The organism is Helicobacter kayseriensis (genome assembly GCF_021300655.1).
In the GTDB taxonomy this organism is placed as follows: Bacteria; Campylobacterota; Campylobacteria; order Campylobacterales; family Helicobacteraceae; genus Helicobacter_G; species Helicobacter_G kayseriensis.
Window position 1 is genome coordinate 104,474 of record NZ_JAJTNB010000002.1, and the last position, 24,909, is coordinate 129,382.

26 protein-coding genes are annotated in these 24,909 nt (G+C 37.9%); 18 read left to right on the top strand and 8 right to left on the bottom strand.

Annotation, left to right across the window (positions count from 1 at the left end; translation table 11 throughout):
• The 3 genes from queA to tatB are packed head-to-tail and all read right to left on the bottom strand — an operon-like array spanning position 1 to position 2,204.
• Positions 1-1,044 (bottom strand): tRNA preQ1(34) S-adenosylmethionine ribosyltransferase-isomerase QueA, encoded by a 1,044-nt coding sequence (gene queA / locus LW137_RS02555; protein WP_233032886.1) that lies wholly within the window; start codon positions 1,042-1,044, stop codon positions 1-3.
• Complete coding sequence (gene tatC, locus LW137_RS02560; RefSeq protein WP_233032888.1) at positions 1,044-1,781, bottom strand: twin-arginine translocase subunit TatC; 738 nt, start codon at positions 1,779-1,781, stop codon at positions 1,044-1,046. The genes queA and tatC overlap by 1 nt, the downstream gene beginning before the upstream one ends.
• Positions 1,782-2,204, bottom strand: coding sequence for a Sec-independent protein translocase protein TatB (gene tatB / locus LW137_RS02565; protein WP_233032890.1), 423 nt, complete (start codon positions 2,202-2,204; stop codon positions 1,782-1,784).
• A gap of 167 nt (positions 2,205-2,371) precedes the next feature.
• Here tatB and serS point away from each other — a divergent pair, with 167 nt between their 5' ends.
• From serS to LW137_RS02605, 8 genes are read left to right on the top strand one after another with little or no spacing between them, the layout of a single operon-like run.
• Entirely contained in the window at positions 2,372-3,649 is a 1,278-nt protein-coding gene (gene serS / locus LW137_RS02570; RefSeq protein ID WP_233032892.1) for a serine--tRNA ligase, read from the top strand.
• Position 3,650: 1 nt separating this feature from the next.
• A complete protein-coding gene (locus LW137_RS02575; RefSeq protein ID WP_233032894.1) occupies positions 3,651-6,014 on the top strand; it encodes a tetratricopeptide repeat protein in 2,364 nt (787 codons plus the stop codon).
• Positions 6,011-8,020 carry an ATP-dependent helicase gene (locus LW137_RS02580; protein ID WP_233032895.1) on the top strand — a complete coding sequence of 670 codons (2,010 nt, stop codon included), beginning with the start codon at positions 6,011-6,013 and terminating at the stop codon, positions 8,018-8,020. The genes LW137_RS02575 and LW137_RS02580 overlap by 4 nt, the downstream gene beginning before the upstream one ends.
• On the top strand, positions 8,017-8,895 hold the full coding sequence (gene flgA / locus LW137_RS07230) for a flagellar basal body P-ring formation chaperone FlgA (RefSeq protein WP_233032896.1): 879 nt from the start codon (positions 8,017-8,019) through the stop codon (positions 8,893-8,895). The genes LW137_RS02580 and flgA overlap by 4 nt, the downstream gene beginning before the upstream one ends.
• Positions 8,892-9,455: a UbiX family flavin prenyltransferase gene (locus LW137_RS02590; RefSeq protein WP_233032897.1), complete on the top strand. Its 564-nt coding sequence runs from the start codon at positions 8,892-8,894 to the stop codon at positions 9,453-9,455. The genes flgA and LW137_RS02590 overlap by 4 nt, the downstream gene beginning before the upstream one ends.
• On the top strand, positions 9,452-9,934 hold the full coding sequence (gene coaD / locus LW137_RS02595) for a pantetheine-phosphate adenylyltransferase (protein WP_233032898.1): 483 nt from the start codon (positions 9,452-9,454) through the stop codon (positions 9,932-9,934). Before LW137_RS02590 ends, coaD begins: the two co-directional genes overlap by 4 nt.
• Positions 9,925-10,500: a dTMP kinase gene (tmk, locus tag LW137_RS02600; RefSeq protein WP_233032899.1), complete on the top strand. Its 576-nt coding sequence runs from the start codon at positions 9,925-9,927 to the stop codon at positions 10,498-10,500. Before coaD ends, tmk begins: the two co-directional genes overlap by 10 nt.
• A gap of 9 nt (positions 10,501-10,509) precedes the next feature.
• On the top strand, positions 10,510-11,070 hold the full coding sequence (locus tag LW137_RS02605; protein WP_233032900.1) for a ComF family protein: 561 nt from the start codon (positions 10,510-10,512) through the stop codon (positions 11,068-11,070).
• 97 nt (positions 11,071-11,167) lie between these two features.
• Here the strand turns inward: LW137_RS02605 and LW137_RS02610 are convergent, their stop codons facing one another.
• From LW137_RS02610 to LW137_RS02630, 5 genes are read right to left on the bottom strand one after another with little or no spacing between them, the layout of a single operon-like run.
• Positions 11,168-12,301 (bottom strand): ABC transporter permease, encoded by a 1,134-nt coding sequence (locus LW137_RS02610; protein WP_233032902.1) that lies wholly within the window; start codon positions 12,299-12,301, stop codon positions 11,168-11,170.
• Positions 12,298-13,425: an ABC transporter permease gene (locus LW137_RS02615; RefSeq protein WP_233050771.1), complete on the bottom strand. Its 1,128-nt coding sequence runs from the start codon at positions 13,423-13,425 to the stop codon at positions 12,298-12,300. The genes LW137_RS02610 and LW137_RS02615 overlap by 4 nt, the downstream gene beginning before the upstream one ends.
• Positions 13,419-14,429, bottom strand: coding sequence for an HlyD family secretion protein (locus LW137_RS02620; RefSeq protein WP_233032906.1), 1,011 nt, complete (start codon positions 14,427-14,429; stop codon positions 13,419-13,421). Before LW137_RS02620 ends, LW137_RS02615 begins: the two co-directional genes overlap by 7 nt.
• Before the next feature lie 9 nt (positions 14,430-14,438).
• Positions 14,439-15,800 (bottom strand): TolC family protein, encoded by a 1,362-nt coding sequence (locus LW137_RS02625; protein WP_233032908.1) that lies wholly within the window; start codon positions 15,798-15,800, stop codon positions 14,439-14,441.
• 9 nt (positions 15,801-15,809) lie between these two features.
• Positions 15,810-16,163, bottom strand: a complete 354-nt coding sequence (locus LW137_RS02630) for a rhodanese-like domain-containing protein (RefSeq protein WP_233032910.1) — start codon at positions 16,161-16,163, stop codon at positions 15,810-15,812.
• A 191-nt stretch (positions 16,164-16,354) separates the two neighbouring features.
• Between LW137_RS02630 and gyrA the strand changes: the two genes are divergently transcribed.
• From gyrA to LW137_RS02680, 10 genes are all read left to right on the top strand, one after another.
• Positions 16,355-18,829 (top strand): DNA gyrase subunit A, encoded by a 2,475-nt coding sequence (gene gyrA / locus LW137_RS02635; protein ID WP_233032912.1) that lies wholly within the window; start codon positions 16,355-16,357, stop codon positions 18,827-18,829.
• Positions 18,816-19,238: a hypothetical protein gene (locus LW137_RS02640; RefSeq protein ID WP_233032914.1), complete on the top strand. Its 423-nt coding sequence runs from the start codon at positions 18,816-18,818 to the stop codon at positions 19,236-19,238. Before gyrA ends, LW137_RS02640 begins: the two co-directional genes overlap by 14 nt.
• Entirely contained in the window at positions 19,235-20,545 is a 1,311-nt protein-coding gene (locus LW137_RS02645; RefSeq protein WP_233032916.1) for a sigma-54-dependent transcriptional regulator, read from the top strand. Before LW137_RS02640 ends, LW137_RS02645 begins: the two co-directional genes overlap by 4 nt.
• A 103-nt stretch (positions 20,546-20,648) precedes the next feature.
• Entirely contained in the window at positions 20,649-20,849 is a 201-nt protein-coding gene (locus tag LW137_RS02650; RefSeq protein ID WP_233032918.1) for a UbiA family prenyltransferase, read from the top strand.
• Positions 20,822-21,412, top strand: a complete 591-nt coding sequence (locus LW137_RS02655; protein ID WP_233032920.1) for a UbiA prenyltransferase family protein — start codon at positions 20,822-20,824, stop codon at positions 21,410-21,412. The genes LW137_RS02650 and LW137_RS02655 overlap by 28 nt, the downstream gene beginning before the upstream one ends.
• A complete protein-coding gene (locus LW137_RS02660) occupies positions 21,412-21,984 on the top strand; it encodes a glycosyltransferase family 39 protein (RefSeq protein ID WP_233032922.1) in 573 nt (190 codons plus the stop codon). The genes LW137_RS02655 and LW137_RS02660 overlap by 1 nt, the downstream gene beginning before the upstream one ends.
• The gene (locus tag LW137_RS02665; protein ID WP_233032924.1) at positions 21,965-23,005 is read left to right on the top strand and encodes a hypothetical protein; all 1,041 of its coding nucleotides are present in this window, start codon (positions 21,965-21,967) and stop codon (positions 23,003-23,005) included. Before LW137_RS02660 ends, LW137_RS02665 begins: the two co-directional genes overlap by 20 nt.
• On the top strand, positions 23,002-23,364 hold the full coding sequence (locus tag LW137_RS02670) for a DMT family transporter (RefSeq protein WP_233032926.1): 363 nt from the start codon (positions 23,002-23,004) through the stop codon (positions 23,362-23,364). Before LW137_RS02665 ends, LW137_RS02670 begins: the two co-directional genes overlap by 4 nt.
• Positions 23,365-23,366: 2 nt before the next feature.
• Positions 23,367-24,320: an NAD-dependent epimerase/dehydratase family protein gene (locus LW137_RS02675; protein ID WP_233032928.1), complete on the top strand. Its 954-nt coding sequence runs from the start codon at positions 23,367-23,369 to the stop codon at positions 24,318-24,320.
• Complete coding sequence (locus LW137_RS02680) at positions 24,317-24,904, top strand: HAD-IB family hydrolase (RefSeq protein ID WP_233032930.1); 588 nt, start codon at positions 24,317-24,319, stop codon at positions 24,902-24,904. Before LW137_RS02675 ends, LW137_RS02680 begins: the two co-directional genes overlap by 4 nt.
• Positions 24,905-24,909: the final 5 nt, after the last annotated feature.

Sequence of the window (24,909 nt, forward strand, 5' to 3'; positions counted from 1 at the left end):
TCATAAGATAAGCATCCCATCCCCATAGGAATAAAAGCGGTATTTGTGCTTGATTGCTTCAGCATAGAGATCTAGGCATTTTTTTCTCCCTACAAGCGAGCTAACAAGCATAATGAGTGTTGATTTGGGGAGATGAAAGTTTGTAAGAAGCGCATTGAGTTTTTGTGGGGGATTGAGCGGGTGTAAAAAGATATTGCATTCTCCTTGAAGTGAAGGGCTTGAAAAATGTGGGGGATTGGCATAGAGATATTCTACAACCCTTGCACTTGTTGTGCCAACGCAAAGTATGTTGTTTGAATTTGAGATCTTTTCCCAACTTGCTTGAGTGATGCTAAATGATTCTGTGTGGATTGTATGGTTTCTAATATCTTGTGTTTCGACGCTAAGGAATGTTCCAGCACCCACATGAAGAGTGACAAAGCAATGGTCATAATGAGATTGAAGATAAGAGATATCGCTAAAATGAAGAGAGGCCGTGGGCGCAGCAACAGCACCACTTTCTTGAGCAAAAACGCTCTGATATTCACTTTCATCAAGCTTTTGATCTTGGCGTTTGATATAGGGAGGAAGAGGGACATGCCCTAAAAGATCAATTTGCGTAAGTACTTCTTGGATAGAGGCCTTTGTGTTGTGAAATAAGAATTCCACTTCCCTAAACCCAGAATCTAATAGCTTGCATACTTTGAGAGAAAAAGAATCTGTAAAAACAATCCGTGTTTCTTCTTGAACCTTTCCTCGTATTTGAACCAAAAAGCGATTGTGTTGAAGTGGGCGATGATAGAAGACTTCTACCCTTCCCCCCAAGATTCCTTTGTTGAGTTTTTTCCCAAACAGGCGCGCTTTGATCACTTTAGTGTTATTAAGAACAAAAAGCGTATCAGGAGCGATAAAGTCAAAGAAGTGCCAAAAATCAGTATGGATAATCGTGTCATTTTTTCGATTATATACAAGGAGTTTTGCACTTTCTCTTGGTGAGGCAGGGTGTGTGGCGATGAGTTCTTGAGGTAGAGAGTAGTCGTAGTTTTGAAGAAGATGATCTTGCATTAATCTTCTTCTTTTTCTGCAGGAGGGGCAGGGTTGATGATCTTTGCAATTAAAATAGATATTCCATAAAGTCCAATAAGGGGAATAGCCATAAAAAATTGAGAGAGCACATCAGGGGGTGTAATAATGGCTGCGATGATGAAAATAATCACAATAGCATATTTAAAAAATCCCTTAAGGGTTTCATCTGTGATTAAGCCAACTTTTGCCAAAAAATAGCTCAAAACAGGTAGTTCAAAAGCGATTCCAAAACCAAGAATTAGCCGTGTGAAGAATGTGACATAGTTTTCAACGCTAATATTGGCGCTAAAAAATTCATTTCCAAACAATAAGACATATTTAATCACATAAGGAAAAACAATAAAGTATGCAAAGCTTGCACCAATGGCAAACATCAAAGTTGCAAAAAACACAAAAGGAATAATGATCATTTTTTCATGTTTATAAAGACCGGGTGCGATAAAGAGCCATATTTGCCAGAAAATTACAGGCATTGAAATAGCAAGAGAGGCAAAAAAGCTAACTTTCATTGCTGTGAAAACACCTTCTGCTGGAGAGAGTTGGACAAGCTCTCCTCTGACATCATTCTGAAAAGCTTGTGTGAGGGGAAGCTTAATCCACTCAAAAATATGATCCCAAAAAGAAAAGCAAACTAAAAATACAACAATCAATGTAAGGCACGAAATAATCAAGCGTTTGCGCAAATCTTGGATGTGAGGCTTTAAATCTTCAAACATTTATGAATCCTTACTTTTGTAGGAAATTTCTTGTATTTGATCAGTGGGCTTGATTTCTAGATTGTTGGAGTGTTGGCTTTGCTCTTGAGCTTTGTTTTCTAAGCTTTGAGCATTAAGTGCATCTTGAAGCTCTTGTGAAGGTTTTGGCTTCTCATCAAGAATTGAATGAAAAGAATCAAATGTATCTTTATTAAGCGTTTCTAAGCCTTGGGTAAGAGAGCTTTTGTATTCAAGTGCTTCTTTTTTGAGTTCTTCAAGATGGAGTTCTTTATCAAGATTGCTTTTTGCATCATCAAGAGTCTTTTTTACAGCTTTGAAAAATTTCGCAAGATCTATCATGGCCTGAGGAAGTTTGTCGGGACCCAAAAAGATGATTGCAATAACAATGATTGCAAAAATCTCAAAAAAACCCATTCCAAACATTGCTTCATCCTTGCTTAAAATATAAAAATGGCGATGATTTATCCCTCTTTTAAATGTGTATTTTACACTTAAAATATAAAAACTTTTATCGTGTTTGTGGAATAAAAATAGCTTGATAAGTTAATATTCTAAGAAGAGTTAAAAATAGAGATTCGGAGGGTTTTGCTATGATTGATACAAGATTGCTTTTGAATAATTTTGATGAAGTTGCCAAAAAGCTTGAAATTAAAAAGATAGATTTATCCACGCTTGATCAATTAAAGCATTGTGCTTTGGAATACAAAAAAAGTAAGCAAGATTTGGAGGAATTGCAAGCTAAGCAAAATGCAGATTCTAAGCGTTTTGGAGAATGGATGAGGGAGGGGAAAGCAATAGATGAGCTCAAAAAGAGCCTTGAAGAAAATAAAAAGAAGATTCAAGAATTGCTTGGCAAGGTGGCGCAATATGAGGAGAATCTAACCAAGCTTTTGCATGCTATTCCCAATATTCCCGATGAAAGGACGCCAAAAGGAGAGGATGAAAAAGATAATGTTGAGCTCAAAAGAATCTTGGAGCCAAAAACATTTGATTTTCCTCCAAAAGAGCACTGGGAGTTGGGACAAAAGAATGGATGGATTGATTTTGAGGGGGGAGTTAGACTGGCAAAAAGTCGCTTTAGTGTTCTAAGGGGTGAGGGGGCAAGACTCAATCGTGCTTTGATTAATTTTATGCTTGATTACAACGAAAAAAGAGGCTTTGAGGTTGTTTCAACTCCTGTGATTGCAAATGCGAAATGCTTGTTTGGAACAGGGCAATTGCCAAAGTTTGAAGAAGATATGTTTAAAATTTCTGGAAAAACAGAAGAAAGTGATGGGAGTGAATGTAGAAGCGAGCTTTATTTGATTTCAACTTCTGAGATTACTTTGACCAATCTTTACAATGACACAATTATTCCCCTAGAGGCCCTTCCAATTAAGATGACTGCACATACGCCTTGTTTTAGAAAAGAAGCTGGAAGTGCAGGAAGAGATACAAGAGGGATGATTCGTCAGCATCAATTTGATAAGGTTGAGCTTGTGGCTATCACCCATCCTAGCCAAAGCGATGCGATGCAGGAATATATGCTTGAAACAGCATCAGGAATCCTCCGTGAGCTTGGGCTTCCTCATCGAATGATTCAGCTTTGTGGCGGGGATCTTGGTTTTAGCGCAAGCAATACGGTTGATCTTGAGGTGTGGCTGCCTGGACAAAATACATATCGTGAAATTAGTTCTGTTTCAAATACACGAGATTTTCAAGCAAGGCGAGCTAAGATTCGTTTCAAAGAGGGGGGAAAGAATTCTCTTGTGCATACTCTGAATGGCTCATCTTTGGCAGTTGGTCGCACTCTTGTGGCGATTATAGAAAACTATCAAAATCAAGATGGAAGCATTGATATTCCTAGTGCTTTAAGAAGGTATTTATAGAATGCAAGATAAAAAGCCCCTGCATTCTAAAATACAGACGCGATTGAGGCTGATACTTACATCGTTAAAAAAAATGGTTTTCATTCGTGAAAATAAAACATTTGTTTATTCTGTTCTTGTTTTGATTGGGGCTTTGCTGATTGCGTTAGTGGTATTTTTTATCTTTAAAGTATTTAATCAAAAGGAGGTGGAAAATCTAGATTCGCAAAAAGAGGTTTTTGCTCCACAAACCCAAATATCTACAAACCAATCATCTTTGCAAGAAGGGCCCATTACTTCTGCAAAAGATTTTTATACAAAGCCCAAGGGGGAGCTTTCGGAATTGATTCAAAAGGCCAATATTTTATATGATAATGGACGCGTGGATGAAGCACTTGAGATTTTTAAAAATATCTCACTTTACTCTCAATCTTTGGCAAATTACAATTTGGGTGTTATCTATACAGGAGAAAAGGATTTTGCTCTTGCAAAGAAAAAATTTGAAGATGCGATTGAGGGAGGAGATGATGTTGCGCTAAGCTCAATAAATGCTGCTTATAGTGCTCTAAGAATGAAAGATGAAAAATCATTTGCGCATTTTCTTAAGCTAGCAGAGCAAACTTTATCTGATTCGGCAAGAGCTCCTTTTTATTCGTATTTATACGGCCTTGTTTCTTTTTATAAAAACCAATATTTCGAATCTCTTTCCCCTTTGCTTAATCCCAATTCTTCCAACTATCAAATTCAAAATAATGCTTTGGCTTCAGAGATGTTTTTGGTTTTGGGAGATGATTATAATGCATTGCAATATCTCAAAAAAGATCACTCAAATCAAAATATGTTGGCCTTGGGAATGTTGTATGCGCGCAATGGAGATTATAAGAGCGCTAGAGATAAAATCCAAGAATATCTTTTGCATTATCCTGACAACCAAGAAGCAATCAGTGCTTTAGAGCTTGTTGAGCTTAAGTTGGGAAATTTTTCAGAGAGTGCAAATCTTTTGATGAGTCTAAAAAATCAAAAGCCTTTTTTTAAGATTCGGGTTGAACTTGATCCTTATTTGTTTGATATCCAAGAAGCGCAAAAGCGTTTTTGGGATACAAAATTTGAATCACGCCAATCATTACAATACAAAATTTTGTTTTATTATGCGCCCTATAGGGTATTTGATGCACAACAGGTTTTTCAATTTTTGTCTGAGGGTGGATTTGAGTGGAGTGTAGGGAATATTGATGAGGCAAGTGATTCTTATACAAGGGGAGAGGTTTTTTCGCGTATCAATCGTGATATTGCCCAAGGGCTTAAGGAAGTGTATTCTGGGGATTTGAGAAAGGCATTGCAGATTTTCTTAAAAAAAGTCAAAACCCATGCTCAGCATCCTGTGCTTTATTACAATATCGGTCTTGTTTATGCGCAATTGGGGGATTTTGAAAATGCTCATTTGTATTTTTCTAAGGCATATTATTTGGACAATGCAGACTTGATGGCAGGAATTTTTGCCATTATGACGGGGAAAATAACATATCAAAATGTCTCAAAAATGACTGAAATGCTAGGGGGAGATTTTTTGAGGGTTGATTTTAAGGATGAAGATCAAAGAATGTTCTTGCATGAACTTTTTTCTTATGCAAAAGGCAAGATGAGTGAAGCTTTTGATTTTGTCAATCAGTTTAAAAACCCCAAACCTATTCATTTTGCACTCCAAGCAATCTATGCTATGGGGCAAGGTGATCAAGAAAAGATAAGCCAATACTTCACACTTCTTAAGCAAAAACTTCCCAAAGATTTGACGACAGATATGATGTATCAAGTTGCTCGAAATTACAAGGGAAATCTCAAAGATATTTCTCTTGAATTTTCTGGTTTTTTTAGAAAAGGAAGTTTTGCAGATATGCATTCCCTCTATTATGGAGGAAGTTTGACGCGTGAGCTTTATATTTATCTAGCTTTTGTGACAGGGAATCTTTCTTTTGTGATTACGCATTTGCAAGACAAACTTACAACACAAGAGGAATCTCCTGTGGGGATTATGCAAGCATTAGGGTTGGCTTATATTTATAACCAAGAGTTTGAAAAAGCGTTTGTGCTTTATAATGATTTGATTGATGGATTAAAGCAAACAGACCCAGCAACAAAGTTTATGGGGGCGGTTGCAGCGATTGGTTCTGGGCATCACAATAATGCTGTTGCACTTTTGCAGATTTCAAAGATTGATTCAAGTGCGACTTTGGAGAGTCGTTATGCATTGGCCCTTCTCTATCAGCAAGAAGGGAATATCAAAAGTGCTATTTCTTTGTTTCAGGGCATTGCAAAAAAGGGATTTGTCTCAGAATTTTTTGATTTTAAGATTGATACAAGTGAGATTTTAGAAAAGGCACAGCAGTGAGATTGGAAGATCTAAATCCTGAGCAAAGACAGGCTGTTGAGCATATTGATGGCCCACTCTTACTTTTAGCGGGTGCTGGGAGTGGAAAAACCAAGACTTTAACGACGCGTCTTGCTTATTTGATCAAAGAAATTGGAATCCCTGCAAGCTCTATTTTGTGTTTGACTTTTACAAACAAGGCCAGTCAAGAGATGCGCGAAAGGGCGTTGAGGCTGATAGGAGGTGATCAAATATCCTATCCGCTTTTATGCACTTTTCATAAATTTGGCTTAATGTTTTTGAAAAAATTTATTTCTCTTCTTGATCGTCCTTCTTCGTTTGTTTTGCTTGATAGAGATGATGTCAAAAAGATTATCCAATCCTTTAAATCCCCTTTTTCTCCCTCTGTGGTGATCAGCTATATTTCTTATTATAAAAATCAGATTCTCTCCCCACAAGAAGTTTTCAAACAAGCAAAATCTGAAGAAAGTAAGCTTATGGCTGAGCTTTATGATCAATATCAGACTTATTTAAATGAATATCATTTGCTGGATTTTGATGATTTGCTCTATTTGTCTTATTTGATATTGGAGAAAAATCCCTCTTTGGCTCAAGAGATGAGTAAGCAGTATCAATACATTATGGTAGATGAGTATCAGGATACAAATTTTTTGCAATATAAACTTCTAAGACTTTTAACTTGTGCACATCAGAATCTTTGTGTTGTGGGAGATGAGGATCAGAGCATTTATGGATGGAGGGGGGCAGATATTCGCAATATTTTGGAATTTGAGAAAGATTTCAAAGAGGCAACTGTGATTAAGCTTGAAAAAAATTATCGCTCTACTCCACAGATCTTGCAATTTGCCAATCAGCTCATCTCTTGCAATACTCAGCGTCTTGGAAAAACATTGTTTGCAACAAAAGAAGATGGGGAGGAAGTGCAGATTTTTTCTTTTTTGAGTGAAAGAGAAGAAATGTCCTTTGTTGCTTGCGAGATAGAAAGTCTTTTACAAAGTGGAATTAGGCCTGAAGAAATTGCGATTTTGTATCGAGTCAATGCGCTAAGTCGTAATGTTGAAGAGGGGCTAAATCGAGCCAAGATTCCTTACAAGCTTATTGGTTCTGTGCATTTTTATGAGAGGGCAGAGGTTAAGGATGCATTAAGTTATTTGCGTTTGATGGTCAATATTTGTGATGATTTTTCGCTTTTGAGAGTGATTAATAAACCCAAAAGAGGACTTGGAAAGGTCTCACAAGACAAGCTTCAAGAAGGTGCAAAGGGCACAAGCATTTATCAATATTTTCAAACCCATCCTCATCAGCTTGCACCAAAGACTTATGAGGTTTTAAAAGATTTTTTTGCTTTGATTGCGGAGATGAAGCAAGCCTTGCGTGTTTCAATGGATGCATTTAAGCATTTGTTTGAGAAAAAAATCCCCTTGCTTGATGAGTATGCAGAATATGAAAGAGATGATCGTAAAGCAAACCTTGATGAACTTTTTGGATATTTGAGAGAGTTTATGGAAGAAAATCCAAATCAATCCCTAGAAGATTTTCTGAATGATTTGAGCTTATCTTCAGAATCTGATAAAGAAGTGGGAAGTAAGATTTCTTGTATGAGTATGCATTCTAGCAAGGGCTTGGAATTTGATTATGTTTTTGTGATTGGGTGTGAGGATGGAGTTTTCCCACTTATTAAAGATGAAGGGAATCTAGAAGAAGAGAGAAGGCTAGGATATGTGGCTTTTACACGAGCCAAAAAAAGATTGTGTTTGAGCCATGTCTCATCTAGATCTCAAAGGGGCAAACGCACCATGATGACTCCATCAAGATTCTTACATGAGGGACAAAGTGGCATATCAGAGAAGAGGGAAATACAAAAAAACTCTTTAGTTAGGCATAAGGTTTTTGGGATTGGAAGGGTTCAAGAGGTCAATGGAAGGGGGAAGGAAGCAAAAGCTAGAGTCAATTTTGGAGGAAATGAACGTGTGATTTTGTTGAGCTTTTTGGAGTTTGTGCAGTGATAAGAGCTATTGTGCTTGGAATGCTTTGTGTGATGTTGGGGGCCAAGGAATTAAAAGAGCATTATTGGGTGATGGAAGATAAGGTCCTTTCAACGCTTTTATTTCCCCAATCTCCCTCATTTGTGATCGCTTCTTTTGGAGAGCAATTTGAGATAAAGATCCCTGTCTCTGAGCTTTCAAAGCTTTTTGAATCTAGAGGATTTGCTTTGGGTGAGCAAAAACTCAAAGAGGTGAAGTTTTCTTATCGCTTGCCTTGGGATGATTCAAAGATCAAAGATCAAATACGCTCCACTTTTGAAACACTTTATGCTTCTTGCAAGCCTCAAGTCAAAGAGATTTGGCTTAAGCCATTGGGAAATATAAAGGGGAAGAATATTTCTTTGCTTGGTGTGGAGCTAGATGAAAAGGCATTCAAAAAAAATCGTTTTGTTGTAATGGTAGAGGTGCAAGAGGATGGAAAGCGTTCTTTGAAGCCTTTTTATTGTGAGATTGTGGCAAGTTTAGAGGCTTATGTCGCTTTTCAGGATCTAAGAGCTGGAGAGGATTTGAGCTTGGGAAATGTCGCGCTTCAAAGAATCCCATTTTCTTCTTTTGTATCTCGTATTGCTACTAAAGAAGAGATTCTCTCTTCTTCTCTTCGGAGTTTTGTTTCCAAAGATCAAGTGTTGTTGAGCTCAAAGCTTAAGCCTAAAGTTTTGGTTAGGCGTGGAGATTGGATTGATGTGAAATATCAAGAGAAGGGGGTGGTGATTGAGGGTAGGCTAGAGGCAATGCAAAATGGGGCGATGAATGATGAGATCATGGCTAGAAATCCTGAGAGCAAAAAGCAGATTAAAATCAAAATTATTGGAGAGAGAAAGGCGATCATTCGATGAAAAAGGTAGTTGTAGGAATAGGGGGGGCAAGCGGGATAAGACTGGGTTTGCGTTTGATTGAAGAGATGCAAAAAAGCACAAAGTGTCATATTGTCCTTTCAGAATCCGCTCAGCTTGTATGGAAAAAAGAGACTTGCAAGAATCTTTTGGAGGAGATTGAGGCGCGCGGAGGGATTTTGTATGAGGAGAGGGAAATTTGGGCAGATATTGCTTCAGGTAGCTTTGGTGCGGATATGATGGCAATCGTCCCAACAAGTATGAATTTACTTGCAAAGATTGCTTGTGGGATTGGAGATGAGCTTATTTCACGCTGTGCAAGTGTGATGATCAAAGAAAAAAAGACATTGCTTCTAGCCCCAAGAGAAATGCCTTTTTCAAGTATTGCTTTGGAGAATATGCTCAAGCTTTCCAATCTTGGTGTGATTATTGCTCCGCCTATCTTGGCTTATTATGCCAAGATAGAGACCTTGGAGGAGATGGAAAACTTTTTGATAGGGAAATGGCTAGATGTATTGGGGATTCGTAATGAGCTTTATCAAAGATGGGCAGGAGGAAAATGAGAGCGATTTATCCAGGGACATTTGATCCTTGCACAAATGGACATTATGATTTGTTGATTAGGAGTGCTGAGCTTTTTGATGAGGTGGTTGTTGCGATTGCAAAGAATGTTTCTAAGACTCCTTTATTGAGCTTGGAAGATCGATATGAGATTTTGAGACGTTGCACACAAGAACATTCTAAGATTAGGATTGAGACTTTTGATTGTTTGCTAGTAGAGTTTGCACAGAGTTTGGGGGCAAAGGTCGTGATTAGAGGGCTTAGGGCTGTGAGTGATTTTGAATATGAATTGCAAATGGGATATGCCAATCAATCTTTGAATCCTCAAATTGAGATTCTCTATCTTATGCCTTCTCTCCAAAATGCATTTGTTAGCTCATCAATTGTGCGTAGCATCATTGAATATGGTGGGAAGATTTCGCATTTGGTTCCAAAAGAAGCCTGCCAATTTTTGCAAGAAAAGGGTTATAGATGTATCTAGCATTAGAGGGAATTGATACTGCAGGGAAGAGCACACAGATTGCGCTTTTGAGAGAGAAAATGCCTCAAGCAATTTTTACTTGTGAGCCTGGGGGGAGTGAGCTTGGAAAAAAGCTAAGAAAGATTTTGCTTGAAGAAGAAATGGAACTTGGCAAGGAGGCTGAGTGTCTTTTGTTTCTTGCTGATCGTGCTGAGCATATCCATCGTGTTATTTTGCCCAATCAAGATAGGTTGATTATCTCTGATCGCTCATTGATCTCTGGGATTGCATATGCAAAAGATTTGGATTTTCAAAAGCTTATTGAACTGAATTTATTTGCAGTGCAAAATATTTTGCCTAATTGTGTTGTGCTTTTGGAATTGACGCAAGAAGAATTAGAAAAAAGATTGAGCGTCAAACACCAAGATAGGATTGAGCAAAGGGGAGTGGAATTTTTGCTTGAGATTCAGCAAAAGATGGTTGAGGCTTGTCATCAGCTTAAAATCCCACTTCTAAAAATTGATGCCAAAGAAAGCATTGATTCTATTCATCAACACATTCTGAAGCATATCAAAATCTTTTCTTAGGAGCTTATGATGAAGTGCTTAATTTGTGGCACTTGGAATCTAGGCTCTTTAATATGCCAAGCTTGTTTTCCTTCTATTGTGATGGGAACTAGGATTGTTGAGGGGATGAGTGTGTATAGTTTTTATGCTTTTAGCGATGTGGAGCTTTTGATGCATTATAAATATACTTTGATCGGATCTAAAATATTTTCCTTGCTTGCAAGAAAGGCACGAGATCATCTGCCCTCTGAGATTGTGTTTCCAAAAGGTGTTGTAGGTGTGGGAATAGATGATTGTGTGAGCAAGGGTTATTCTCATACGGGTGTGTGTTTGCATGCATTTAGATCATGTGGGATCATTCCTATTTATGGAGAGTTGAGGGCATCTCATCAAGTGAGCTATGCAGGAAAGGATTTGAAATATAGGGAAACACACCCAAAAGGCTTTCAAACTCATCTAAGAGAAAAAGATGTTGTGATTTTTGATGATGTGATTACAACCGGAACAAGCTTAAAAGAAGCAAAGAGAGTTTTGGAAAAAGAGAGGAATCGTGTGCTTTGTGCATTTACACTTTGTGATGCAAAAAGATAAGAATCTGGACTTTCTATCATTGCGCTTCATCTTTAAAATAGAGCGATGTTTTTTGTATGAAGATATTCTATGATTTGGATTGATAGGGGGGGGGGGATTATAGGAGCTTTTGAGATGAGCTTTTGGCCTGTTTGATATATAAGACCAAAAGAGCAAGGAATGTATAAAAGATTCCTAGTCCAATGAGATGTTGAAAGTAGGGATAAACACTATAAAAACTCGCTCCCATTTCATTGAGACGCAAGAGGGCATTGACGCCGTGATAGACGGGGACAAACTGGATGAGTTGCTGAATTGGAGAGGGGATGGCAAAAGAGGGCCAAATAAAACCAAGAAGGAAGACAAGTGGGAGTGAGCAGAGCAAAATAATGATTGTTGCTTGATAGGCTTGTTTGACTAGAGCTCCAAAAAAATTCCCCATTGAAACAAAAGCAAAAATAAAAGCAAGAGACATCAGCCAAAAATCTAGAATCTGAGCGTGTCGTGTAATCCCATAAAAAGAAAATCCAAATCCAAAATAAAACGCAAACAAAGCAATTGAAAGCAATCCAAATAAAATCAGTCTTGAAAAAACAAGAGAGATGGGAGAAATTTTTCCACGATAATGAGAACCAAAAATCCCCATTCCCACTAAAATCATTTGATGCAGGATCACAACAAAAACTGCTGCAAGGGCATAATTAATATATCCCAAAGAGGGATTGAAGAGGGGGGAGGATTTGAGGTTGAGCAGTTCTTTTTGGATTTGATAGTGGGGGGTTTGGATTCCATAAAGAAGGCGTTGTTTTTCTGAGATTGTGGGTTTGAGTGCTTCTGTGGCTTCATGGAGGCTATTGATAATCGCTCCATAGATGAGGAAGTAAGATGAGTTGGCTAAAAATGCAAGATGCGGAGAGCTTTGCAAGAATGCATCTTTTTCAAATCCCTTGGGAATATAGAGGATTCCAAAGATTTTCCCTTCTTCAAGGAGGTGTTGTGCTTGTGTGAGAGAGGTTGCATATGCTTGGATAGAGATTTCTGGACTAGAATCTGCCAAAAAAGCAAGGGTGCGGGAGAGATGAGTTTGATCTTCATCGATAATGGCAATTTGCTGAGTTTTGACGACATCGTTGGCATAGGGTGTGGGATAGAGAAGAAAATATACCAATGGGCCAATAATGCAGACTGTCAAAACTGAAATATCTTTCAATAAGCGTTTAGCTTCGCTTAAAAAAATTTCAAAAAAGATCATTTTTGATTCCTTAAGACATAAATGACACAGCCGATCAACCCAAAAAGAAGAAAGGGAAGCATCAAAGAGCATAAAGAAAGGGCCAAATCAATTCTCCCTCCATAATTGGCTTGTTGGATATAAAGCTCTAGATAATGGCTTACAGGCAAGAGATCACTCCAAAATCTTGCAAAAGAATCCATGCTATTGGTTGGAAAGGTGATACCTGCAAATGCAAAACTTGGGGCAGAATAAACGCTGATGATACTAATGGCGCGCGTGGAATCTTTGGCAAGTGCAAAAATAAATAATGTAATTGACTGGTAAGCAAGGATTAAAAGCAGTCCTCCCAAAGTCATAATCCCCCAATTTCCTCGCATCGGCAGATGCATAATGGATTCAAAAAACCACATCATCGCCCACCACCAACACAGATAAAACACTGTGATATTAAAGAGTTTAACGCCTAAGATCTTAAGCACTTCTGTGGGCTTTGTATGGGCTTGAAGAGAGGTGTAGGGATCTCTTAGGAGAGAGCAAAGAAGTGAAGCGCAGATTAAAATCGCAAGCGAACAAGGAAGGATTGCAGTCAGTAAAAATTGTGCATAGCTACTATCTGGGTTGTAAAGTGCGGTGATTTGTTGTGTGATTGGCATAGATTTGGATAGTGCACCGATAAAGACTTTGTTCTCTACTAAGTTTTTTGCAAGTTTAAGTTTGACATTTTCAGTTTGAATGATTTGGAGAATCTTAGATTGTAAGGTTTTGGCCACAAGTAAAAATTGTGCGTTGTAATAGAGGGGGATCTCTGTGGGAATGCCTTTTTTTGCATTGCTTTGGAGTTGGTGAGGCAAGACAATGAGAGCAAAAATAGATGCATTTTGAAGATCGCTTTTGGCATCTTCTAAGCTTGTGTAGAATTTTTGTACTTTTAGGGCGGGTGAAGCTTGAAGGGAAAAAATGATTTGGCTTGAAGTGCTGGATTGATCAAGATCTAAGATCCCAATAGGCATCTTTTGCAAGATTCCATTTCCTAGAGTAAAGAAAAGTAAAAGGGCAATTAGGGGCATTGGAACACATAGGACAAAAAGCGAAAAGGGGCTTTTTGCCAAAGAAAGCAAATCGTTTTTGAATGCTTCTACCATGAAGAGACTTGCTTTTGAGATGAGTTATTTTGATGGATAATAACACTCATACCAATGCGCAAATTAGGAATGGGTTGTGTGGGCTTGGCATTGATTTCAAATGTGCGGATATCATATCCTTTGTTGCTTGTTGTGCTCTTCCACGTTGCAAAATCTCCCATTACAGAGACGAAAGTCACCTCAAAACTTGCATTTACATCAAGGGCAGGAATATAAGCTTGAAAAACTTTGCCTTTGGGGTAGTTTTTGAGCTCATCTTCGGTGATATTGAGGCGCAAATATGCTTCATTCATATCAGCCAAAAGAACAACAGGGAATCCGCTAGGAGCAAGCTCTCCCTCGTGGAGCAAAACATTGCTTACCTCTCCATCTGCTGGAGCTAAGACTTGAGAGTCTTTGGCATAAGCCTCAACTTCTGCAACAGTTCCCGCAGCAGCCTTTTCCTTTTCTTCGACAGCTTTTTTGGTTTCCTTGCTTGCCCCTTCAAGCGCAAGTTGATATTGTTGATATGCGGTGTTTTCTTTGAGTTTTGCTCCCTCAAAATTGGCATAAGCTTCATCGCGTTTTTGCAAACTTACAACACCGCTTTTATAGAGATTTTCTACTCGCATATAGGTTTTTTCGGCAAGATTGCGCATTGTTTTTGCACCTAGCCACATATCTTTGGCGGAGATGATTTGCTGTTCTCTTGCTCCTTTTTGAGTTTCTGCACTCAAGGCTTTTGCTGCTTCATATCCTGCTTGGGCTTGTTGTAATTTGGCCTCAAGTTCTGGAGAATGGATTGTGTAGATCAAATCACCTTTTTTGACAATCTGTCCTTTTTGGACATAAACCTCTGAGATGCGACCTGCAAGCTTTGAAGATACATTGTATTCGCGTGCAGAAATCTGTCCTTGGAGAATCTGTGGTTGGGGCTGATAAGCTTTTTGAAAGCTTTGAATTAGCCATAAACCTAGTCCAAAGATTCCGATACCTAGGATGATAAAAGGAATTATTTTTTTCATTTTTTCTCCTTATTGATAAAGCTTAAAATCATAAATTGAATTGCTCAAAGCCATGAGTTTGGCGACAGATAAGATGTATTTATAAGCAATGCTTTTTTGTTCGATTTGAGCTTTTGAAAGCAAATTGCGTGCATCAATGACTTGTGAGCTTGTAGCCATTCCTTGAGCAAAGGCTTTTTCTTGCAGTTTAAGATTTTCCTCAGCAAGAGCGATTGAGGAATCTAGAGTGAAATACAGTTTTTTTGCTTGGATAGCTTCTTTGTAGGTTTTCTCAACAAGCAGTGAGATGTCTTTGATGGCTTGCTTTTTGCGTTCTGAAATTTCAAACTGAGCGACTTTCCCTGCTTGATACTTTTGATAAGAGCCTGTATTGTCAAGAAGCGTCATTTTTGCTCCAATTCCGACAAACCAACTTGGGAGAGATTTTCCAAGAATTGAATTGTGATCGTGGTAGCTATAGTTTCCAAAAAGAGCAATGGTGGGAAGAAATTTTGAGCGTTCTAGTTTTGTTAGTTCTTGAGCTTGTTTGGATTTGATATCAACAGATTTGAGTGCAGGATAAGAATCAAGAGTTGTTTTTAAAATAGGATCAAGGATAAGCTCTTTGGCATGTTTACTAATCACGAGTTTTGAGCTTAGTGTGTAGTGCTGGTCAAAATCAGAAAGAAGGTTTTGCAAGGCAAGTTTAGACACTTCTAGAGAATCTTGAGCTTTGAGGGTGTCGTTTTTTGCGCGATCATAGGCAACTTGAGCTGAGAGAGTTTCAATTTTGGCAATCTGCCCTGCTTTTTGAAGCTTTTGTGCATTTTCTAAGTGGAGTTTATGTCCTTTTTCTACATCTTGAAGTGTTTTGAGAATCTCTTGATTGAGTAAAACCCCATAATACACATTGGCTAACTGTTCAAATGTGGAAAGTTTTTTGAGTTTAAGTGCCTCTTGTGTGTCTTCAAATGCCAATTTCCCTAAACGATTGGCAGCATAAGTCGCTCCTCCTGTATAGAGAGGATAGATGATTTTAAGTGAAGCTGTCATAATGTGCTGATTGCTTAGATCAAGCGGGGTTAGACGATCTGTGATTTGGGGGATTGGAGGGAGGGGATAAGGAAGAGAAGAGTTGAGTGCTTCTAGCCCACTTTTGAGATCAAGTTGAACTGGGCTTCCAAGGTAGGCATATCCTGCAGTTAGCTCGATTCTGGGCAAATACAGCATAATATTTGCTTGTTTAAGTTTTTCTGTTTTTTGCATAGCAATTTGTTCGGCTTTGATCGCGTGATTATTAGCCTCCACAATCGACCATGCTTGATAAAAGTCAAGAGAGTTGGCAAAAACACTTGAAAAGAAGCCTGCAAAATAGATGATTTTTTTAATCATAACCACTCCTTAAATGTTTTCAAGAGGAAAGTATTCTTGGACAATTTGCAAATATTCATCTAAAAAATAAATCTGTTTCAATCCGGATTCTACAAGTTGTGTTCCAACCTTTGCTGCTTCTAATCCCCCATTGCATACAAGGAGAATTTTTTTGTCTTGATTTGAAAGGCAAAATTGTTTGATTTCTTCAAAATGATTGAAATTTAAAGCTTTAGGGAAATGAGGGGTAGAAGAATACACTTTAGGATCTCGAACATCAATAATGAGATATTCAGAGGGGAGGAGCGCTTCAAGTGAAACTTTTGTTGCTTTGCTTGGATGATTTTGGCTTTTAAGAAATTTTTTGAGACTTTCTTTGCTCATATCTAGATCCTTAACCTTCAAAACTGTTAGTTTAACTTAAAATGTTTTGATTTTTTCATGGAGTTAAGATAAATTAAGAATTGAGCGTTTCAAAAAAACTTCCTATTCCCCAAAAATCTTCTTTTTGTTGCAAAATACTATAAAATGCTATGAATAAAGAAATCTAAAATGAAATTTTGTTTGGAGTATGGATGGCTGAGAACCTACTTGATCATAGTGAAATCGTAGATATTTGTATTGATGATTCGATAAAAGAGAGTTATCTTGATTATTCGATGAGTGTGATTGTTGGGCGTGCCTTGCCTGATGCAAAGGATGGGCTTAAGCCTGTTCATCGTCGGATTTTGTATGCAATGCATGAGTTGGGTGTGACTTCGCGTGCTGCTTATAAAAAAAGCGCAAGAATTGTAGGTGATGTGATTGGTAAATACCATCCTCATGGTGATAGTGCTGTATATGAAGCATTGGTGCGTATGGCTCAGGATTTTTCTATGCGACTTGAGCTTGTTGATGGGCAAGGGAACTTTGGATCAATCGATGGGGATAATGCAGCAGCAATGCGTTATACAGAAGCAAGGATGACGCAGGCAAGCGAAGAGATTTTGAGAGATATTGAAAAAGATACAGTGGATTTTGTCCCCAACTATGATGATACGCTTAAAGAGCCTGATGTTCTTCCAAGTCGGATCCCCAATCTATTGATTAATGGATCAAGCGGGATTGCAGTAGGGATGGCGACTTCTATCCCTCCTCATAGGATTGATGAGATTGTGGATGCTTTGGTGTATATGATTGATCGCAAGCATTGTGAGCTGGAAGATTTGATGGAGTTTGTAAAAGGTCCTGATTTTCCAACAGGAGGGATCATCTTTGGAAAACAGGGGATTATTGAGGCCTATCGCACTGGAAGAGGACGCATCAAAGTGCGCGCAAAAGTGCATATTGAAACAACGAAAAATAAAGATGTTATTGTGATTGATGAGATTCCCTATCAAGTCAATAAAGCGCGTCTTGTTGAGCAAATCTCCGAGCTTGCCAAAGAAAAGGTGATTGAGGGAATCTCTGAGGTAAGAGATGAGTCCGATCGAGAGGGGATTCGGGTAGTAATTGAACTCAAAAGAGAGGCAATGAGTGAGATTGTGCTCAATCATTTGTATAAATCCACAGCAATGGAAACAACCTTTGGAATCATCCTTCTTGCGATCAATAATAAAGAGCCCAAAATCTTTACTCTTATGGAGCTTCTTAAGCTCTTTATTTCTCATCGCAAAACCATTGTCATCCGTAGGACGATTTTTGAGCTTGAAAAAGCTAAGGCAAGAGCTCATATTTTGGAGGGCTTAAAAATCGCTCTAGATCACATTGATGAAGTGATCAAAATCATTCGTGCAAGCAAAGATTCTGAAGAAGCTAAGAGTGCATTGATGGAGAGGTTTGGGCTATCTGAGTTGCAAAGCAAGGCAATTTTGGAAATGCGCCTACAGCGTCTTACGGGGCTTGAGAGGGATAAGATTGAGCAAGAATATGCAGAACTTTTGGCACAAATTGAATATCTTAACTCTATTCTTAGAAGTGAAGATAAGCTCAATGAAATCATCAAAGCAGAGCTCTTGGAGGTCAAAGAGAGATTTAGCTCTCCAAGAAAAACAGAACTTGAAGACGATTATGATGCGATTGATGTGGAAGATTTGATTCCCAATGAAAAAGTCGTTGTTACAATGAGCCATCGAGGATATGTTAAGCGTGTGCCCTTGAAAACCTATGAGAAGCAAAATCGTGGAGGCAAGGGGAAAATCAGTGGCAATACACATGATGATGACTTTATCGAATCATTCTTTGTAGCCAATGCGCACGATACGATTATGTTTGTAACAAATCGTGGACAGCTCTATTGGCTCAAGGTGTATAAAATCCCAGAAGCAGGAAGAACAGCGATTGGAAAAGCGGTGGTGAATCTCATTCAGATTCAGCAAGATGAAAAGATTATGGCCACAATCACAACGAGTGATTTTGATGAAAGCAAATCTCTTGTTTTCTTTACACGCAATGGAATTGTCAAAAGAACAAATCTAAGCGAATATAGCAATATTAGAAGCGTTGGGGTAAGGGCGATCAATCTTGATGAAGATGATGAGTTGGTTACAGCCAAGATTATTACTAGCGAGATTAAAGAGCTCTTTATTGCAACTTATGAGGGAATGTGTATTCGGTTTAATATCGAAGATGTGCGCGAAATTGGCCGTGTAGCTAGAGGGGTAACAGGGATTAGATTCAAAGATGAAAAAGATTATGTTGTGGGTGCTGTGACGATTGGAAGCGATGAAGATAAGCTTTTGACAGTGAGTGAAAAAGGAATTGGTAAGCAAACTACAGCTGCATCTTATCGCTTGCAAAGTCGCGGAGGAAAAGGTGTGATTGTGATGAAGCTCACACCAAAGACAGGAAAGCTTGTCAGTGTTGTAAATGTCAATGATGAAAAGATGGATTTGATGGTTCTTACAAGTAGCGGAAAAATGATCCGTGTAGATACTCAAGCGATCAGAGAAGCAGGACGCAATACAAGCGGAGTTAAAATCGTCAATGTTGCTGGTGAAAAAGTTGCCTATGCAAGCCAGTGTCCAAAAGAAGAGCAAGAAGAAGAGCTCCTTGATGATGGGGAAGAATAATTTTGCGGTCGTATTGGTTTTGATGCAAGCTTTGAATGCAGAGGAGTTTATAATCTCTTATCGCGCAAAAATCAAAAATACTCTTTTTGAGGGGGAGGAGTATCGTGTCTCAAAGGTCATTGATTCTAAAGGAAGTCGTGGGGTGAAAAACGGAGAGTTTGAAATCATCAAAAAATGCACTTTTGTTCCCCTAGGGGTTTTAGAGCAAAGAGATGTAGAAAAATATCTAAAACAAAACAAGGATCAAGTTTTAGAGTGCTTGTATTCAAGCGGAGTGGGAATCTATGATGAGGTGATCACAAAAGATCTCCAAGCCAAGAGTAAAACAATTTTCAAAGTTCCTCCAAAAAGAGTGATTGCACAACTTAAAGATGGAGTGATTGAGTTTAGTGTATTGGAGAAAAAATGAAAATTGCAGTGATAGAAGATGATATTAACTTAAGAAAGGCTCTTGAAATCTCGCTTAAAGATTATGAAGAGTTTGAGGTCGAACTCTTTAAGGGTCCAAAAGATGCGCTCAAAAAACTTGATGAGAGTTTTGATTTGATTGTGACAGATATTAATATGCCTCAAATGGATGGTTTGGAGTTTTTGACACAGCTTGGTGGAAAATATGAGGCGATTGTTATCACTGCCAATGCTTCTGTAAATAATGCAATCAAGGCAATTCGATTGGGTGTAAAGGACTTTTTGACAAAGCCGTTTGAAATTGAGGATTTGGTAGAGGCAATCAAAAAAAGCAAAAAGATTCAAGAGGTAACTTCCAAAAAACTTCCAAAATCTCAAAAAAGCGAAAAGAGGGACGGCTTCATCGCCTCTTCACCAGCCCTTGAAGAAGCTAAGAGCAAGGCTCTCAAGGTGGCTCCAACACAAGCAAGTGTCATGCTTTTGGGGGCAAGTGGAGTAGGAAAAGAAGTGTTTGCAAATTTTATTCATAAAAATTCCCCAAGAGCTTCCTCTCCATTTGTAGCTATCAATATGGCAGCTATTCCAGAACATCTTTTAGAATCAGAATTGTTTGGCTATGAAAAGGGAGCTTTTACAGATGCAAGTCAAGCAAAAAAAGGGCTTTTTGAAGAGGCTGATGGAGGTAGTATTTTTTTAGATGAGATTGGGGATATGCCTCTTAACTTACAAGCCAAGCTTTTGAGAGCCTTGCAGGAGAGAGAAATCACACGCTTGGGAAGTGCCAAGCCTATCAAGATCGATGTGCGTGTGATTTGTGCGACCAATGTGCAAATCCAAGAGAAGATTGCAAATAAAGAATTTAGAGAAGATTTATTTTTTCGTCTCAATACCATGCCTATTGCTATTCCTCCCCTAAGAGAAAGACGTGAAGAAATTTTGCCCTTGGCACAATGGAAGTTAGATGAGGTTTGCAAGCAATATGATTTTCCTGTAAAAACTTTTTCTTCTTGTGCTCAAAAGGCTTTGATGGAGTATGCTTGGCCAGGAAATATCAGAGAATTGCTCTCTGTGATTGAAAGGGCAGGGATTTTGAGTGAAGGTCAGGAAGTCAAAGAAGAAGATTTGTGTCTTCAAGTGCGTAATGAGGTCTTTTTTGGACAAAAAGAGGGTGCGCGTGTAGAAAATTTAGAAAAAGAATTGATTGTTGAAATTTTGGCAGAAACAGATGGAGATCTTCAGAGAGCAAGCGAGATGCTTGGAATGAGTTTGGAGGTCTTAAAAAGTAAAAAGGCAAGATATGGGATATAAAGCACTCCAATATTTTAAATTGATGAGAGTGCATCAATATATTAAGAATTTATTTATTTTTGCTCCATTGTTTTTTGCTTTTAATTTCTCTTTAGATTCTCTATTGAAGGTTTTTTTCGTTTTTATTACCTTTTCTTTTGTCGCAAGTGCGGTTTATATTTTCAATGATGTAAGGGATGTAGAGCAAGATCGTCTGCACCCCAAAAAGAAGAATCGTCCCATTGCATCAGGAGAAATCAAATATCGTGATGCGATTATTTTTGCTGTGCTTTTGCTGTGTATTGGGGGGGGGGAACATTTTTAGCTGATCCTAAGCTTTTGCTTCCTTTTTGTATTTATCTTTTTCTAAATTGCGTCTATAGCTTAGGGCTTAAAAACTATGCCTTGATTGATGTGTTTATAATTTCCCTAGGTTTTATTATCCGACTTTTTATTGGGGCGATGAGTGTTGATATCGAGCTTTCGCATTGGATTGTTATCACAACTTTTTCCCTTTCTTTGTTTTTGGCTTTTGCCAAGAGGCGAGATGATGTTTTGCTCTTCTGTCATACTGGAGAGAAGATGCGAAAATCTATTGAGGGATATAATTTAGGGTTTGTGGATGCTTGCTTAGTCATTAGTGCAGTGATGAGTATTCTTTCTTATGTGATGTGGAGTATCTCTGAGCCAGCACTTGCTCATTTTTCTTCTTATCTATATCTAACAAGTCTTTTTGTCGTGCTTGGAATCTTGAGATATTTGCAACTTGTTTTTGTTGATTGTAGGGGTGGAAGTCCTACAGAGGTTGTTTTGACAGATAAAGCTTTGCACTTGATCGTAATTGGGTGGATGATGAGTTTTGTGATTTTGTATTTTTGGAGATTTTAATGATAGAAAAGCGTTATGTGGATTTTGTGCTATTTGTTGTATTGTTCTGTGTCTTTTCTTGGTTTGCATTTGTTGCTTATGATGGGCTAGATATTCAATTTCTTGCCTTTACATCTGGAGATGAATTGCCACAATTTAAACAACTTAATCATATTCTTAATGGGTTTTTAAATCTTGACTTAGAAGAGATGTTTCGATTTGAATTCTACAATTATGGGTATATCTATTATTTGCTCAATGTTTTGGTGACTGCCCCTTTTAATCTTTACGAAAAATATGAATGGGCAATTTATGCTCCAAGACTTTTGAATGCTTTTTTTACCATTCTCAATCTTTGGATGGTCTATAAGATTTCTAATCTTTATCTTTCTTCTCGCATTAGTCTATGGATTGTGATTTTTTGCTTGTGTTTGCCTGGATTTTGGGAATTTGGCTATGTTTTCAAGCCAGATACATTCCAAGCATTTTTTGTTTTGTTAAGTGTATATTATTTATGCCTAGATTCCTTAAAGTTTAAAAAAAAATTATTACTTGGGAATAGTCAGTTTAGGTATGGCAATAGGGGTTGCTAAATTTCAAGCAGTTATGTTTTTCCCACTGATTTGTTTTTATGCTTTTTTGCCTTTTTGGAAAACGCTTGAGGTAAAAAGTTTTGTTTCTTCGTGTTTGGAGTCCCTAAAGGGTATTGCATTGGGGCTATGTATTTGGGTTATAACCAATCCGTATCTTTTGCACCCAAAGGGAGTGGGGATTCAGGTGTGGTGGAATATGTTTGTTGCTAATATGCATAGCAATGCTACAAATCATGGCACATATATTGATTTGAGTGTGTGGGATAAGATCATTAATGTTTTACTTGGATTCTTTATCAATCCCCTATTGATGGTTTTGGGTTTTGTCGCATTGGGCTTGATTTTTATAAAAAATTTTAAAAATCCAAGGTTTTATATCTTTTGGACAATTTTTGTTGCTTTTGCTATTTCAATTCTTTATCTTCTGTTGGCGGTTAATAAGGATTGGGGTATCTATTATGTTAGCTCGATTTATTTGGGTATTTTGTTGTTAATACCGCTTTGTATGGTATTTCAAGCAAGAAATGTTTTATTGATCGCTTTTGTTGTTCAACTGGGTGGAATCTTTTTGAGTGGAGTGCAAAAGAATTTTTTAAAACATCGATCCGATATTAGTGCCATTCAGACTAAGAGCCAAGAGCTAGAAGAAAACCTCGCTCCACTATTGACGCAATACAAAGACCCTAAGATTTGTACAAGTTGGGTTAATTTCTCTTATTTATCGATGGGCTTAAAATACTCCAATCTCTATCAAATCTTTGGAACGATTGCTCCTTATGTCCTTGATGAGCAAGAATTTCAAAAGCGATTTCCCTATAAGGATTCAAAAAAATACTTTAAACAATGTGATGTGGTGATCATAGAGAAGAGAATGTATGAGAAAAATTGTTCTGCTCAATCTCTTGAAGATTTATCACAAAGATTGAGTTGCGAAACCCTAAAAAATATGGCTCATTTTCGCTATCAGCTCAAAAAAGAAAGCGAAAACTTTTTGATTTATGTTTTGGAGGAGAAAAAATGAAATTGATCTATATTCCTATTGTTTTGATTTCTGTTTGCTTGAATGCAATTGCGCAGATTCTGTTAAAAAAGGGAGCATCTTCTTTGAATTTTGATCGTGGGCTTTATCTTCTTGTGGAGTGCTTGAAAAACTTTTATTTATGGTCAGGTTTTTTGTGCTATGGGCTTAGTATCTTGATTTGGATTTATGTATTGAGCAAAATGAATGTGAGCTTGGCTTATCCTTTTTTGAGCTTTGGGTTTGTTGTCTCTATTTTTCTTGCAAATATCTTTTTTGGAGAACCTATCACCTTTTATAAGATTTTTGGAATCACCCTTATTTGTTTGGGATTGGTTGTTTTGAGTTTAAGTAGGGGGTAGGTATGCGTTTTGTTCTTGTTGGTGGAAGTGGATTTGTCGGACAATATGCCTTTAGGGCTCTTAGAGATGCTTATCCACAATGTGAAATTTTGGTGCTTGATAAAGTCAATAATTTTCTTGGTGATGCTCATCCTTATATTGAACTTGATTTGACAAAGGATATTGATTTTCAATTTCGTTCTACTGATATTGTGATACATCTAGCAGCTCGACAATATCATCCAAAGCCTCCCAAAAAAGATCGCGATGAATATTTTTTTGAATTGAATTTTTATGGGACAAAAAGATTGATAGAGAAAATGGCACAAGATGGTTGCCATCGTATGATTTACTTCAGCACAGATATGGTGTATGGGATTCCAAAACATATCCCACTGACAGAATCCCATCCAACTCATCCTTTTGGTCCCTATGGGAGAAGCAAACTTGCATCAGAAGAATTGCTGCAACAGTATTGGAAAGAAGGGTTTAAGATCACAATTTTTAGGCCAAGGATGATCGTCGGAAAGGGAAGGTTTGGCTTATTGACAAAGTTGTTTTGGCTTATTGATCATCATTTGCCTGTCCCAATGATTGGGAATGGAAAAAATTGCTATCAAATGGTAAGTGTGGAAGATTGTGCCACTGCTATTGTTTGTGCTATCAAAAGCGAAATCCCCAATGTTTGCTGTAATTTGGGAAGCAAAAACCCTCCTTCTGTCAAAGAGCTTTTGTCAGATTTGATTGCATATGTTGGTTCTCGATCTATCTTGATTCCAACATGGGGAGATGGAATCAAAGTGATCTTAAAAACATTGGGTGCAGTAGGGGTGGAGCTGATGTTTGAAGAGCAATATCAGATTGCTGATCAAGAATATATTGTTGATCTTGAAGGAACTTATAAGAGCATAGGATGGTCCCCAAGATTTTCAGATGAGGAGATGTTGCGATTGGCTTATGCGGAATATCGATCATGAATATTGCATTTTTTGATTTTGATGGGACAATCACGCGTCAAGATAGCCTTTTTTTGTTCCTTAAATTTTTATTTGGGAAGAAAGTATTTTATTGGGGGATGCTCAAAAACTTGCATTATCTGTGTGGATATGTTTTGGGAATCATCAATAATAGTAGAGCTAAAGAAAGACTAATGAGATGCTTTATGGCTGGTATCAATGAAACAGAACTCTTAGAAAAATGCAGTGATTTTGTTTTGGTTTTGGAAAAGATTTGCAGAGATGATGCAATCAAAAGAATCAAGTGGCATCAAGATAGAGGCGATCGTGTTGTTGTCGTGAGTGCAACTTTTGGATGTTATTTGGGAGAATGGTGCAAGGCAAGAGGATTGGAATATCTTTGCACGGAGCTTGAGAGTATTGATGGGGTTTTAAGTGGAAGATTCGCAACTCCTAATTGTTATGGAGCACAAAAGGTGGCAAGGATTATGCAGAGCTATCGCCTTGATTCGTATAAAGAGATCTATGCCTATGGGGATAGCAAGGGAGATCAAGAGATGCTTCAGCTGGCAAGCAAGGGATTTTATAGATTATTTAACCAATAAGGAGG